The sequence below is a fragment of the Iodobacter arcticus genome (assembly GCF_042664895.1).
Taxonomy (GTDB): domain Bacteria; phylum Pseudomonadota; class Gammaproteobacteria; order Burkholderiales; family Chitinibacteraceae; genus Iodobacter; species Iodobacter arcticus.
Genome location: NZ_JBHTBQ010000018.1, coordinates 148199 through 162206, shown reverse-complemented (window position 1 = coordinate 162206; position 14008 = coordinate 148199). Strand labels below are relative to the sequence as shown.

The following is a 14008-nucleotide window of genomic DNA, read 5'->3' as shown; positions in this document are numbered from 1 at the left end:
TGATTTATGCGCCCTTATTCCCCGCATGCTGCATGCCTTACTCATTGCTAAGCCTTGCCCGCGAGGGCGATTAACTGAGTAAGAGACATAATCAGGTTAATTTATATTTGGCTGCAATGATCCTCAAATCCCCCGATTCAAAACAAGCCCAGCTTGACGAGCTTAATGGCTTGCTTGCCCAAGCAAACCTAAGCGCTAATCAGCGCGACTTAATTACCAAAGAAATTTATATGCTCAAGCAGGGCGTGCTTGGTGAGCAGAATAGCGAATATGAAATTAATTTCTATTTGAAAGATGCAAAAAGATGGGCAGTCATTCACGACCTGCGCATTGAACACAATGGCCGAGTAGCACAAATTGATCACCTCTTGATCAATCGCTTTCTGGATGTATTTGTTATTGAAACTAAAAATTTTAGCGCTGATTTGCAAATCAATGAGCTAGGCGAATTTACGGCTTGGTATAACAAAAAGCCGATTGGTATTCCCAGCCCATTGGCACAAAATGAAAAGCATATTGAAGTACTAAAAGCACTTAGCAAAACACTGCCTCTACCTAAACGCCTTGGCCTTACCTTAATGCCAAGCTTTACCAGCGTGGTAATGGTCAGCAATAAGCAGCGTATTACTCGTCCCCAAAAATTAGATACCCAAAACATTATTAAAGCTGAGCAAATTTTGGAATGGGTAACTAAGACGAATGTTGATAATGCAAGCATTGGAACTGTTTTTGGCAGCTTAGCCAAGATGGTTAGCCCAGAAACGGTAATGGAAATTGCCGAGTTATTTACAAGACACCACCGCCCCTTAAAGCCAGATTTCAAAGCAAAGTTTGGGATCAAAGAGCCATCTGAAGTTCCCGCCGTTCAAAAGCCTGAAGTGCAGGCGCTCGTACCGCAGCCAGAAGTCGTGACTGTCGCTATTACGGCAGAAGAAACAACAAAGCTTACTAGCTCTAAACTGGCCGCAAAACTTGGCCTTAAAAATACTCAGGAATTAATGGATAAATTTATGGAAAAAGGTTTGGTAGAAATTGTGGATGGCAAAACAAAATTAACCGAACAAGGAAAAGTGGCAGGTGGCGAGGCGAAATTCAGCCCTATATTTGGGGCGTATTTTATTTGGCCTGTTGATATTTTTTGTAGTTAATTATTTTTAAATAAATTGGATATATTGATGTCTGAAACTATTAATACGTCTGAAATGGCTCGGGTTATTTTTAAAGAGGTGTTTAGGCACCTTAATTGGAAAAAATTTGGTCCGGAGGATGTGCCGTGGTCTTGTGTTAATCCTGCTCATAATAAAAGGCAGCATCCAACTGACAGCGTTTTTTATTATGATAACCCTTTTACAAATAAGAAAGTATTTTTTAATGTTGATCTAAAAAGTTACGCCGCAAATACTATAGCAAAGCTTCCGATTCAAGGTGCTGTGAAATCATTATATATTGCAACACAGTGTGCGACCATGAGCGAAGAATGGAAGCAAATATTTTTACAAGGATTTAGTGATGTTGAAGAGGTAAATGGCTTGTTGTTTGTTTACAATCACGATAATTCATGCATAAAAGACATGAATGAGTATCTGGCTGATTTGGCAAAAAATGATGCGTACTTTACTTTTAAGGGGAAGCAAAAAGTTTATGTTATTGGGCATGATGACGTTGCTTATCTTGTAAACGTAACTAATGATTTAAAAGGTTTAAAAGGAGACCAAGAAGTTCCTCTTGACACAACAGAATCAGGTTTCTTTTATCCTTCATATTCTGGTGGAAGAATGCAAATTTCAGATTGGGATACACCTGCAGTAATAGAGTCAATTTTAGGGTCTTGGCTGCTTTATAGATATAAAAAAGATAATGGATTTTCTATAATAGCTTATTACAAAGGAAGAGGGGATGATTACCGTGAATTCATTTATTTAATTGATATGGTTACAGTATTTCAATTGATAAAGACGAGTTTGTGTATTGATATTAGAGCTCCAAATTTAAGTAGAATGGCGCCTAGTTCATTAGAGGCTGCTTTTGAGATTTATTCAAAAGAATCACTCAATCCAGAAAAAAGTAAAAATCTATTAAGTTCAAAAATTAAATTGACAACAATACCAACAGTTAAATATGGATTTCAAGATACTTTGATCTCAAAGAGAAATTATGAATAATAAGCGACCTATTTATTTTGCACCTCCTCGTGAGATCTACGATGCTCTTGAGTCATCTCAATCGAAGGCGACCCTTGAATTTTTACATTTGTTTTTAAATAAGCGTGGTCATATTCTTGGTGGAGGGCTGGGAAGGGAAGAATTAATACGATATCTGAGCAATCTTCCGTTGAGTTATTTTGATATTGATGAAATTGCTAGGCAGTTAGAATCACCAAGTAGAAAAGAAAAATCTGCCGCTAAAAGATTATCAAAAAAAATAGATGTAGTGAATTTTCAGTCTGCAGTTGATATAGTAAGAAAAAAACGCAGTTCAATGAATGAGGGTATTGATTTAATTGTAACTCCTGACGGAAAAGTTAGGATAAAATTAATATATACTGAATTGCAGCTTGAGATGACCCACTTAAGGCAAAATAAAGATCGTGAGTCCTATATTGAATTGTATTCAGGAAACGATGGGTCTAAACTTGTTTACCCTGATAGTAAACGAGTTAATGATGTCGTTTCTGAAATTGTTGCTGCTCTCGAGGATATTGTTCCTGAATTAAAGGCTTCTGAAGTTGATCTGTATGCTTTTGAAAAGAAAGAGCGAACATTGTTTTTTCAAAATCTAATTAATGGGTTAGAAGGTTTTATATTTCATGATCTGTTAAAGGTTAGTGTTAATTCTGAAATTGAAAATCTAATTTTTGACGAAGATGAGGCTCTCTGTGACACTAGTAAAGAAGATAGTTCTGAGCGCATAAAAGTAGAGGACGAGGTAAAGGCCGTCTTGAAAAGAGCTGCTCTTGATGGTTCTGGGATGCTAACTTCTGTTCATTTGAAAAACTTCCTTGAATCAGGTTTTTATTTATATAGGGTAGTATGGCAAGCAATTAAGAAAGGCTCTAATGGTGATAAGTATGAGTTTGAAGCATTGCTAAAAAATCCTGTGAAGGGAGAGGGTTTTGTTTTTCATGTAAGGGGTAAATATAATTGTAAAAAGGATGGTGGCTATGCCGCGACAAGATTATCCGTTAAAGACGAAAATGACTCATTGTTAAATTTGCTGGAAGGTTCGGCTTTGATTGTCTATAAAGATATGATTGAATCGAGGTAATTATGAAAGGAAGATTTTACGAATTTAAAAGCAGTTTGGATTTTTGTAAATTGCTAGAGTTAATTAAAATTTATGAATTTGACGAGGCAGCAGAAGAGTCAATGGGTTTTTTAATTAACGAATTTTCTGGAAATTTAATTGCAGCTACGTTTTATGAGAAGTGGAGCGTGTCGGAAGAAATAACACTGCCTTCTAATGCTAAAATAGAGCAAAAAATATCATTACTTCGAAAAATTGACTTTGAGATTGATCGTCAATTTTTTCCTAGTATGTTTATTTATAATCCACCTAGATCTCTTGTTTCATTGTTTTCAGCTATTGCGTCTGCTTTGAATTTTGAATGTACAATTGAACCTCTCACAGTTGATGTTAAGGCTACTATTAATAGGTTGAAGGAAACAGTTGATAAGTTGGAGTTGAATTCAGTTGAATGCTCTGGGCTTCGTTATAATAATAATATTGTTGCGAAAGTGATTTTGAAGTCAAATAATGATATTACCGATTTTTTTTCAAAATCTGAATACTCTAAAGGGATTATTGATATTGCCTCAATGAGACTGTTTTATTTAGGAGGTTGGGTTGATCTTGATTTATCTAAAGGTGGATCAATTAAAATTGGGAAAAATAAAGATGAATTAAGGCGGTTCGTTGTTAGTTCTTTAAAATATTCTGCTACTTAGTGAGCTAATTTAAAATTAAGTAGCTTCATGTTTTTTCAAATAGAATTAATTTATTTTAATTGTGGGCTTCTGATGATAAAAACTGGTTTCGGGTGGAGCAGGCTTGTTTTGTGGGGCAGCGCAGGGTGGCTGCGGCTGAATCTGGCTTTGCCTCTTTCTTGTGGCCCTTGGCATTTAGTGCAAGCACCAAACTCCAGCAGCAGCAATCAACTTGAAATCTCATAAGAAGTACTTCGCCCACCCGATTCAGATTTATGCAGCACGCCCAGATTCAGCAATTCAGTGATGTCTCTGAGTGCGGTATCGGTGGAGCATTTGGCGATGGCGGCCCATTTTTTTGAGGTGAGTTTGCCTTCAAAGCCGTCCTGTAGACGGTTGAGCAATTTGATTTGTCTTTCATTGAACGATGTTGCCGACCAGCGCTGCCAGAAATTCGCCTTTACGAGTACGGCATCTAGCGTGAGTTGGGCTTGTGCAATGGCTTGGAGCAGGGTTGCAAGAAACCAACTTAGCCAGTGCGTGATATCCAGCGTGCCTTTTTGGGTTTTTTCTAGGATGTCGTAATAGCCAGCTCGTTCGCGCTGGATTTGTGCCGACAGGCTGTAAAAGCGCTGAGTATTGCCATCCGCACGTGCCAGCAGTAAATCGCCCACCGCACGGGCGATTCTGCCGTTGCCATCGTCGAAGGGGTGCAGGGTTACAAACCATAAATGCGCAATCCCTGCTTTTAAAATGGCGTGGTCTTCTAGGTCTCCGCGATTTAGCCAATTCAGAAACTGAGCCACTCTCTGCTGCAAGCCTTCTGCCGGAGGCGCTTCGTAGTGCACCTTTTGCCGACCAATCGGGCCGGAAACGACTTGCATTGGGCCATCTTCATCTGCCCTGAATTCGCCAATCTGAATGCGGCTCATGCCGCTAAAGCCGGTGGGGAACAGTGCGGCGTGCCAGCCGAATAGGCGGTCTAATGTGAGGGCATCCGCACTGTGGTTTGTTGCATCCAGCACCATCTCGACCACGCCTTCAACGTGTCGATCTGTGGGCGCCAATGCACCAATATCAACCCCAAGGCGCCGTGCAATCGATGAGCGCACGGTGGAGGCATCAAAGTGCTCGCCTTCGATTTCACTGGTTTTAAGTACATCTTCGGTCAATACCAGCAGGCTGGCTTGCTCTCGCAGATTCATGCCCACATCACTTAAGCGCCCGAGCAGCATTCCTTGTGCGCGGCAGACCCCAGCCAGCGGTTTTGCCAGCGCTGCCAGATCATAATGCCAATTTGGCCAGTCAGAAGACTGCCATATATATTTGTAATCGCCGCTATTCATGCGGTGATTATGATATGCATTCGCCGCAAGGGCAATATAATGTCTGCAAAATATGCGGTGAATAAATATACTATTCGCCGCACTGTTACACTCTGGCGTCTCTAATGGCCTAATTACTGTGTTTGCTTGCTCAGAACTTTGCATTAGTGTTCTTCAATAATCCCCACTCCTTTAAAAATTACCAAACGAGTTTCTATGCGCTTTCAGGGAAAAATCAGCAGTTGGAAGGATGATCAAGGCTTTGGTTTTGTCGTTCAGAATGGCGGAGGGGAGCGGGCGTTTTTGCATATTAAGGCGTTTGAAAATCGTACTCAGCGCCCGGCAGAGGGCGATTTGATTACTTATGTGCAGGTGCGTGATGACAAGGGGCGGTTTCGGGCGGAGCAGGTTTGCTTTGTGGGGCAGCGGAAGGTGGCTGCGGCTGAGTCTGGCTCTGGCTCTGGTTTTGTTGCTGTGATTTGGGTGCTGGTGTTTTGCGCATTTGTAGCCTCAGCCTGCTTTATTGGCCGTTTGCCGTGGCTGATTACAGGTGGCTATTTGGCTGTGAGCATAGTGGCTTTTATTGCCTACGCACTGGATAAATCCGCCGCCAAGAATAATCGCTGGCGCACTCAGGAGCGCACTTTACATTTGCTGGGGCTGTTGGGGGGCTGGCCGGGGGCTTTGTTGGCGCAGCGGGTGCTTAGGCATAAGTCTAAGAAGATTGCATTTTTGCTGGTTTTTTGGCTGACGGTGTTGATTAATTGTGCGGCTTTGGCGTGGGTTTTGCTGCGCTGGCGTTGAGCTATGCCTAAAGGCGGTGCGCAAGAAGAACGACTTGCACACCCTATACAAACCCGTATTCATCTTCTAGGCGAAGTTGAATACGCACAGCGATATTGCTTGTTTAACGTTATTCCACGTCACCATCTAAATATGCCAACCAAAGTTGAATCCAGATGGGTTGCTGCGGGATGATGTGTTGGGTACGGGCTAGATTGTCGGTTTCATGAAAGGACATGGTTTTTCCAAAAGAGATAAGTAATCTAACCAACATCCTCTTTATGTTGCACTGCAACATTGATGCGTATCAATCTGCTTACTACTTTTCCCTATTCTACCGCTGAAATATCAATGCTTTTTTGTACGTATGTATTCGCGTAATTACAGCGTAACAAAATGATGGTTTTTTTTAAAAATTATGTAACGAGACCATCAGCATCTTGTGTGGTTTGTTTGTCTTTGGGGTATCACCAATCCTATCAACTTAAGCAAAATGTTATCCGTAGGGCGGGTGCAACCCGCCGAGCTTTGCGATGAAATACGAAAACGGGCGGGGTCCCGCCCTACGATGATTCAATGCTTGTCATTCCCGTGTGCCTTTGGCGGGAATCCAGTAGTGCGACTAGATCCTCGATAAATGCACTCGGGGATGACGGTTTTTTTGATATGCATTCGGGGAGTTATTTCGAGCCACATCCTTAATCTCCGCAAATAATGCGGTTAATAAAGATGCTATTTGCCGCACTGTTACACTCTGAAGTCTTAAAAAGTCGAATTACGCCACTTGCTTACGCGTTATCTTGTATTGGTATTATTTAGCTTGGAATAAAATGACATTGTGCTTTCCATGGCGGGCCATTTGCAGTTCGCTTATCTTGAATCATTTCCATCACTTTAATCACGATCCAAACGAGTTTTTATACGCTTTCAAGGAAAAATATCCAGTTGGAAGAATGATCAAGGCTTTGGTTTTGTTGTTCAAAACGGCGGCGGGGAGCGGGCTTTTTTGCATATTAAGGCGTTTGAAAATTGCACCCAGCAGAGGGGGGCGCATGCAGTCTGGCCTTGCTATAGTAGTGGAAATTTGCCTAAGCGCTGTGAGTGCGTTGCTCTATGTTAATCCGTAATCGTTTTTGGGCCTGGTTCTAAAACCTATGCGGCAGGCTTTGTTTGGCTATCTATGTGGATACTTACTAATAAAGCCAATTTTATTGTTTTAGCCTTGCTGTATAATCAGTAGACGCATTTTCATGGCTGTATATCATGACCAAATCACTTCAAGTTAAAACGGATGCTCGTCGTCGGCCTGTTACGGCTAAAGCTTTATTGCGTGCCATTGCCAGCTCGACCGCAATTGAAACTGGGCAAAATATTCAGCAGCTGGGAAAAAAACTGACGCAGTTATCAGGCAAATTTGCTTCACTTAAGCTGGCGCGTTAGTTTCGCCTAAAGCCAAATCCACCCAATATTGCATCGGTTGATCATTACCTGCCATGCCTTGGGCTATCGCTGCAAAGTATGCTGATTTATTGGCATCCCAAATGCTGTAATCCAACGGCTCCGCGCCACCTTGTACGGCCATCACATCAGCCAGTAATCGCGATAAGCGCCCGTTTCCTTCTCTAAACGGGTGAATCAAAATCAGCTCAATATGCGTAATGGCAATAGCTTTAATTAAATCTTCTCGATTCAAACTACTGCAGGGTGTAAAGCGCGCCAAACAATCACGCTCAAACACATCCAGTAAACGCGGAATTTGCGCTGCAGCGGCAAAATGAAAATCACCTTTGCTCATATTCACCGAGCGTACACAGCCCGCCCAATCGTAAACATTGCCCAGCCACATATGATGCCAGTCTTGCAAATCGCCTGCCGTTATAGTGCGGTCAGGAAACTCATCAACTAATACTTGCTGGTAAAGCTGTTTAAGTAATACCAGCTCGGCTTCGTCCATATCTTCGCTTGTGCAAATACCCAGCTTATTGGCTAAAACCTGCTCATTTGAATTGGGTTCAAAAGCGCCCTGTGTACACCACCTACTGCATAGCGGTTGTTCATGACTAAGCCTTCGTCAGTTTAAAACTAAGCTGATACCGATAAAAATCTACATTCTCCATTGCCACTAAAGCATGCCGGGTTCGCTGCTCGTCTTCCTGTTTTTTTGCTGATGTAGGCTAAACGGGGGAAAAACACGCATTTAGCTGTATTTTTGAATGGTGCACATCATACCTTGCTGGGGGCTTCTTTCTAATGCAAAAGTGCCCTTGGCAGGCGATGTTGATGCCTTTGCATTGCTTACAAAACAAAGCTACTCTTGCGCCTTTCATTCAGTAGTTATATATACCGCGTAAGCAGGGAGTTGGGATGGTGTTTTTTGATGTGGGTCATTTGCCGTGGCTGATTGCAGGTGGCTATTTGGCTGTGAGCATAGTGGCTTTTATTGCCTACGCACTGGATAAATCCGCCGCCAAGAATAATCGCTGGCGCACAGAGGAGAGTACTTTGCATTTGCTGGCTGTGTTGGGGGGCTGGCCGGGGGCTTTGCTGGCGCAGCGGGTGCTTAGGCATAAGTCGGCTAAGGTGGTTTTTTTGCGGGTATTTGTAGCGACGATTGTGCTCAATTGTGCGGCGTTAGCGTGTTTGCTGGCAGTGAGTGGCTTTTGGCAGGAGTGATCAGTTTGTGTGTGTTATAAAAAAACGCCCGAAAGGGCGTTTTTTATGGCTTAAATTTTGCTTAAGCGCGGCTAGCTTTGCGACGGCGTGCAGCTAACAGACCAATCAGGCCCATGCCCATCAGTGCATAGGTTTCTGGCTCTGGAACAGGGGCAGCTACTGAGCTTAGAGTGTAGTTAGCACCTGCAGTGCCTGTAATGCTGCCTTTGATCAGGTAGTAGTAAGAGCCACCTTTGATAAGGTCATTAAAGGTGTGGGTATTGTCGGCGCTGAAGTCATACCAGCTGCCGATTTGTGTGTCGCCAGCAGTGCTAAAGTCAGTGAAAGTGCCTTGGAACAAAGCAAATTGGCCTTTTTTGATGTCTTGAGTCTGGCCAACTTTAAGCCGGGCAGCAGCAGCATCAGTCGATGATGATACGGCTGTGAAGTTAAAGCCGTTTTGAATGCTGATTTCACCTGTTACGCCTGCATTGCGCTTGATTAAAACTTGAGCAGTTTCATCAGCGTGGTGCAGGCCCCAGTTGAATGATGCCAGCTCGGTTGTGCCATCGTATTTAACGGCATCTGGCTGTGCGTGTTCGTGGTTTTGGTAGCTGATTTTTTCGCTATTAACAAGTGTTGACGTTACTGCCGCGAACGATGTTGAGGCGGCAAAAACTAGAGCCGTTGCTAAGATGCTTTTAGTAAAGTTCATGTGGTTTCTCTCTATCCAGTTGATAAGAAATAATAGGTCAGTACATTACTATCTCATTACTATGCGCCCAGCTTAATGCAGGATTAACTATGTACTTTTAGCCAGTTACGAGTCAGGCAATTGATAGTACATTGTCAGTTGTGTAATAACAAACAGGGATAACTTATATACGACACATTATTTTTATTAATATAAGATTTATTTTTTTTTGATGATTTATTTGTAAATAAAGGTGTTTTTTAATTGTAAGTATTGATGTTTTTTATTGTTTTATATTTAAATAATTTAATTAATCGTTTATATACCCAGTATTTTTTTTGTCACAGTAAAATCCGCTAATGGTTTTCCTTAGCGGATTTTTAGCTTAGCGCATGGCAAATGCTTCATGGTGAAAGCGCGGTGGCTTGCTCATTTTGGCGAGGTGTTGGCTGATGGCTTTGCCTAGGCTTTGTGGGCCGCAGTACCAGATATCGTCGAGCGTTTCGGCTTTGATTGCGGCGATATTGAGGCGCTGGCCAGCATCGCTTTCTATTAAATGCAGGCGCAGGAGCTTGGCTTGGCAGGCGGTTTGGATCTCTGTTAGGCGGGCGGCGTCTTTGGCGCTTTTTACGCAGTAGTAAAAGTCGATTTGCTGGCCTTTAAAATCCGGGCTTTCTAGCCAAGCTAAAAAAGGCGTAACGCCGATGCCACCTGCTATCCATGCTTGGCGCGGGCTATTGGCCTCGCCATCAAAGCAGCCGTAAGGGCCTTCTATTGTTACTTTGCCACCCACTTTTAAATCTTGGGCCAGTGTGCGGGTGTAATCACCTAGCGCTTTAATGATAAAGCGCAGCTCGCCATTTTTGCGCGGGGCCGAGGCGATGGTGTAGGGATGTGCGCCTTCGCTTTGATTAAAGCTGACTAGGGCAAATTGCCCTGCTTGGTGGCCGGGCCAGTTGCTATTCATTTGGCAAATTACTTCTAGCTGATTGGCGGGCAATGGGGTGATTCGGCTGATATGGCCATTCACTTGGCGGCTTTTGCCGATTTTGCCAAGCAGTGAGTAGATCGCACAGATTGATCCGCTAATGAGCAGCACCGCCATGAGTGCGCCCAAAGGCGTTTGCCACATGCGACCTGGCATAAGGATCAGGCCATGAAATGCGCCCATTAGAAATAGCGGGGCAAATAGCTGATGCACTTTGCGCCAAAAGCGGTAAGGCACGGCACGTAGCAACGCCAGTATTATCATGGCCAGCACGGCCCAGGCAGCCCATTCACCGACATCTTTGGCAAAGGAGACCAGCGGGTCTTTGATGCTGCCGCTGCGTTTGATGCGCGGAGCCACCCACTCCATCGCCATGACCAGCTTGGGGGATAATTTAATCAGCCAGTGCGTTGCCAGTAAAATACCTGCTGCAACACCCAGCTGCTTGTGTAGGCCGTACATTTTATCTAAGCCGCTTAGGGTTTTTTCCAGCCAAGCTGGGCGAGTGGCTAGCAGCATGGCGGCAGACATGACAGTCATCAGTTGCACGCCGCTCAGCAGCACTAATTCATGCCGCCAATCCCAATAGCTAGCAGGGATGCCGTTTTGAAAGTAGCTGCACAGGCAGTAAAGCAGGGTGCTGATCAGTAAGAGTAGGGAAAGTGGTTTCATGATGGCTGATTCGCTATTTGGATAGCGGTATTTGAAGCCATGAATATGAATTGAAACTTAAGCGATTTAGGTATTAATGGCAGCACGCGTGGCGAATGAAAGAAGTTTACTGCCATACAGGCTGTGCCTTATGTAGAATGCCTCGCACAGTTTTCTATCCGAGCGCTATGAATATTGCCGTATCTCATGATTCTCAAAGACATTCGGCCTGGCTATGGTATGGCTTAGCGGCTTCTGTTCTTGTGCATCTGTTATTTCTGCTGCTGCCCGCCGCCACTCCGCGGGTATTGCCACAGCAGGCGGGTAGCCAGGAGATTCAGCTGCAATTGCAGCCCAAGCCAGCGCCTGCCCCAAAGCCCACGCCTGAACCCATGCCTATTCCTACTCCGCCACCGGTAATGACAAAAGCGCCGCCTAAAGTGCCGGTGAAAAAAGATTACTCCGTGCCTGCACGCCCAGCCAGCCAAGTTGCTGCTAAAGCCGTGCCAAGCAAAGAAGTGGTGATTGATGATTTGGGTGAAGCATTGACGGGCAAACCGAGCAAACAGCCTGCGGAGCTTATTACTCGTTATGCGGATTTAAAGCCAAGAGAAGAAGATCAACAGGAAAACGGCGCAACGCGCGCGCAGCAAAGTGTGGATACCCAAGCGCTGTTTAATATCTGGGAGCCGCAAATTCGCAAGAAGGTAGAGCGAATCGGGCAAATGAATTTCCCTAAAGATGAGTATGGCCGCTCGATGTTTGGCACTTTGCAGTTTAGGCTGGTGCTCAATGGCGATGGCAATATTGCATCGCTTACTTTAGAGCAATCATCGGGCAACCCGGCTTTGGATGCGGCCGCCTTGCAGATTGTAAGACGCTCCGCCACCTTTGGCCCCGTGCCCGTGCCACTCTTGGATAAGCGCGGCCAGATTATGCTGTTGCGCTACTATCAGTTTATTAATGAAAGAGCAGCGTGGGGCAGGTCTTGAGGCTAGGGTAGGGGGCGCTTTTGTGCCCACGATAGGCCGTAATTTTAAGCGAAGGGTATGCAATGCATCTTTTGTAGGGCGGGTGAAACCCGCCTTTATGGTATGAAATATTGCAAATCGGCGGGTTTCACCCGCCCTACGAATTGTGCTGTACCTATGTGCAATAGCCGTATTCTGAGATATACAGACGAAAAAAAACAGACTGAGCGCCTGTTGATTTTGGTTTCTGGTGGGGGGGGAAGGATTCGAACCTTCGAAGGCTAAGCCGCCGGATTTACAGTCCGGACCCGTTGACCGCTGGGGTAACCCCCCCACAGAGGCCCGAATAATACGATCCCTCTGGCCGCTTGTCAACGCCCTTTCTATAAATTAGTCATCTTTTGTTCATAAATCAGTTAGAAATAGCGGGTTTGCATGGTTTATATGCCTCTGCATTGCGGGTTGGCCTATTAATGCGCAATGAACACTAAAGCCTAACAGACTGTTAGACTGCCGCTGTCCAGTTTCAACCTTCAAAAATATCATGATGAAAAACGCTTTAGGTGGCCTTGTTTATTCCACCGAACACGGCACGATGTGCCCGGATTGCAGCCAGCCCAAAGACGCCTGCATTTGCAAAAAACAGCCGCGCCCAGCGGGTGATGGCGTGGTGCGCGTTTCTAGGGAAACCAAGGGCCGCAAGGGTAAGGGCGTTACGTTGATCAAAGGCGTGCCGCTGGATGATGATGAATTAGCCGTGCTGGCCAAGCAGCTGCGAACCCGTTGTGGCTCTGGCGGCACAGTTAAAGACGGCGTGATTGAAGTGCAAGGGGACCATTGCGATGTGGTGCTGGAATTCTTAAAGCCTAAGGGCTGGGTGGTGAAGCGGGCGGGGGGCTAAGGGTAATGTTGTTCATTTAAGATGTTGGCTTTGCTTCCCCCTTAGAAAAAGGGGGATAGAGGGGGATTTGCCTTTGGTTTTTTGTAGATTTAAGCCCAACATCAACTGCAAATCCCCCCTAGCCCCCCTTTTACAAAGGGGGAATTCAAGCAAAACCGCTTAAGTGAGCGGCATTGCTGCCATGCTGTAAATTAATTTCTACCCTAGTCTGCCAGCAATAAAGCCGCTCGCAAGTATTCAATAAAGCGGCTGACCTTGGGCGGGATAAAGCGGCTGCGGGGGGAGATGGCCCATATGCCGTCTGTGAGTGCAAAGGGCTCGAGTACGCTAATTAGCTGGCCGCTTTGCAAATAAGTATCGACGTAATAATCCGGCAATTGCACCAGCCCCAAGCCTTTTAAAGCGGCCTGCACCAGGCTGCTGCCGCTATTACAGCGCAAGCGCCCGTTAACGGATATTTCGCGGTGCTGCGTGCCTTCTCTAAACCGCCACATATTCACCGCGCCAATTAAGCATTGCTGCTGTTTTAGCTCGGCCAGCGTATGCGGGGTGCCGTATTGATCTAAATACTGGGGTGATGCGCAAACATGGTGAATACGGCTGCCTAGCTGCGTCACCATCAGGGATGATTCATCCATCGGCCCCAGCCGAATCGCTAAGTCGATATGATCGGCCACCAGATCGACCTTGTGATTATCCAGCAGTAATTCAGCATTCAGCTGGGGAAAGTCGATCAGGTACTGGTGCAGGATGGGTGCAACCACTGTTTCGCCGTAGTAAACCGGCGCGGTGATGCGTAATTTACCGACGGGCTTATCTTGTGTTTGCAGCAGCGCCAGCTCGGCCTCGTGCAGGCCATCGAGTAGCGGGCGGCAGTATTGATAATAGAGCTGGCCTTGCTCGGTAAGGCTGACTTTACGCGTGGTGCGGTGCAATAAACGCGCGGCAAGGCGCTGCTCCAGCGCGCTGACTTGGCGGCTAACCTGCGCCACCGACATCTCTAGTTTTTGCGCTGTTAGCGTAAAGCTTTGTGTTTCCGCCACGCTGATAAATTCAACGATTCCTTGCCATTGCATTGTTTGATTCTCGGTTAAAACGGCGGGTTTTACCCAGTCCTATC

General features: G+C 45.2%; 14 protein-coding genes and 1 tRNA gene. 9 read left to right on the top strand and 6 right to left on the bottom strand.

The annotated features are described in order from the left end of the window. Positions 1 to 170: 170 nt before the first annotated feature. Genes ACFQNF_RS11225 through ACFQNF_RS11210 form a run of 4 tightly spaced genes read left to right on the top strand, consistent with a single transcriptional unit; the run spans position 171 to position 3944 of the window. Entirely contained in the window at positions 171 to 1148 is a 978-nt protein-coding gene (locus ACFQNF_RS11225) for a nuclease-related domain-containing protein (RefSeq protein ID WP_380188056.1), read from the top strand. A gap of 27 nt (positions 1149 to 1175) precedes the next feature. Further along, positions 1176 to 2162 (top strand): PD-(D/E)XK nuclease domain-containing protein, encoded by a 987-nt coding sequence (locus tag ACFQNF_RS11220; protein WP_380188055.1) that lies wholly within the window; start codon positions 1176 to 1178, stop codon positions 2160 to 2162. Beyond that, on the top strand, positions 2155 to 3264 hold the full coding sequence (locus ACFQNF_RS11215; RefSeq protein ID WP_380188054.1) for a hypothetical protein: 1110 nt from the start codon (positions 2155 to 2157) through the stop codon (positions 3262 to 3264). Before ACFQNF_RS11220 ends, ACFQNF_RS11215 begins: the two co-directional genes overlap by 8 nt. A gap of 2 nt (positions 3265 to 3266) precedes the next feature. Continuing rightward, on the top strand, positions 3267 to 3944 hold the full coding sequence (locus ACFQNF_RS11210; RefSeq protein WP_380188053.1) for a hypothetical protein: 678 nt from the start codon (positions 3267 to 3269) through the stop codon (positions 3942 to 3944). Between the two features lie 206 nt (positions 3945 to 4150). Here ACFQNF_RS11210 and ACFQNF_RS11205 read toward each other — a convergent pair whose 3' ends face one another. Further along, positions 4151 to 5269, bottom strand: a complete 1119-nt coding sequence (locus ACFQNF_RS11205; RefSeq protein ID WP_380188052.1) for a Fic family protein — start codon at positions 5267 to 5269, stop codon at positions 4151 to 4153. Positions 5270 to 5464: 195 nt separating this feature from the next. Here ACFQNF_RS11205 and ACFQNF_RS11200 point away from each other — a divergent pair, with 195 nt between their 5' ends. After that, complete coding sequence (locus ACFQNF_RS11200) at positions 5465 to 6052, top strand: DUF1294 domain-containing protein (RefSeq protein ID WP_380188051.1); 588 nt, start codon at positions 5465 to 5467, stop codon at positions 6050 to 6052. Between the two features lie 1242 nt (positions 6053 to 7294). Then, positions 7295 to 7471: a hypothetical protein gene (locus tag ACFQNF_RS11195; protein ID WP_380188050.1), complete on the top strand. Its 177-nt coding sequence runs from the start codon at positions 7295 to 7297 to the stop codon at positions 7469 to 7471. On the opposite strand, the gene ACFQNF_RS11190 is transcribed toward ACFQNF_RS11195, so the two are convergent. Further along, the gene (locus tag ACFQNF_RS11190; protein WP_380188049.1) at positions 7455 to 7985 is read right to left on the bottom strand and encodes a Fic/DOC family protein; all 531 of its coding nucleotides are present in this window, start codon (positions 7983 to 7985) and stop codon (positions 7455 to 7457) included. The two genes, ACFQNF_RS11195 and ACFQNF_RS11190, sit on opposite strands and share 17 nt — an antisense overlap. A 410-nt stretch (positions 7986 to 8395) precedes the next feature. On the opposite strand from ACFQNF_RS11190, the gene ACFQNF_RS11185 reads away from it, so the two are divergent. After that, entirely contained in the window at positions 8396 to 8704 is a 309-nt protein-coding gene (locus ACFQNF_RS11185; RefSeq protein WP_380188048.1) for a DUF1294 domain-containing protein, read from the top strand. A 61-nt stretch (positions 8705 to 8765) separates the two neighbouring features. Here the strand turns inward: ACFQNF_RS11185 and ACFQNF_RS11180 are convergent, their stop codons facing one another. Together ACFQNF_RS11180 and ACFQNF_RS11175 are read right to left on the bottom strand one after the other, a co-directional pair. Further along, on the bottom strand, positions 8766 to 9398 hold the full coding sequence (locus tag ACFQNF_RS11180) for an FxDxF family PEP-CTERM protein (RefSeq protein WP_380188047.1): 633 nt from the start codon (positions 9396 to 9398) through the stop codon (positions 8766 to 8768). A gap of 364 nt (positions 9399 to 9762) precedes the next feature. Then, positions 9763 to 11037, bottom strand: coding sequence for a ferredoxin reductase family protein (locus ACFQNF_RS11175; RefSeq protein WP_380188046.1), 1275 nt, complete (start codon positions 11035 to 11037; stop codon positions 9763 to 9765). A 167-nt stretch (positions 11038 to 11204) separates the two neighbouring features. Between ACFQNF_RS11175 and ACFQNF_RS11170 the strand changes: the two genes are divergently transcribed. Beyond that, entirely contained in the window at positions 11205 to 12008 is an 804-nt protein-coding gene (locus ACFQNF_RS11170) for an energy transducer TonB (RefSeq protein ID WP_380188045.1), read from the top strand. A gap of 227 nt (positions 12009 to 12235) precedes the next feature. Here the strand turns inward: ACFQNF_RS11170 and ACFQNF_RS11165 are convergent. Further along, positions 12236 to 12321: transfer RNA gene (locus ACFQNF_RS11165), tRNA-Tyr, on the bottom strand. Positions 12322 to 12531: 210 nt separating this feature from the next. Here ACFQNF_RS11165 and ACFQNF_RS11160 point away from each other — a divergent pair. Then, positions 12532 to 12888 carry a translation initiation factor Sui1 gene (locus ACFQNF_RS11160; RefSeq protein WP_465262211.1) on the top strand — a complete coding sequence of 119 codons (357 nt, stop codon included), beginning with the start codon at positions 12532 to 12534 and terminating at the stop codon, positions 12886 to 12888. A 203-nt stretch (positions 12889 to 13091) separates the two neighbouring features. On the opposite strand, the gene ACFQNF_RS11155 is transcribed toward ACFQNF_RS11160, so the two are convergent. Continuing rightward, positions 13092 to 13964, bottom strand: coding sequence for a LysR family transcriptional regulator (locus ACFQNF_RS11155; RefSeq protein ID WP_380188044.1), 873 nt, complete (start codon positions 13962 to 13964; stop codon positions 13092 to 13094). Positions 13965 to 14008 lie beyond the last annotated feature (44 nt).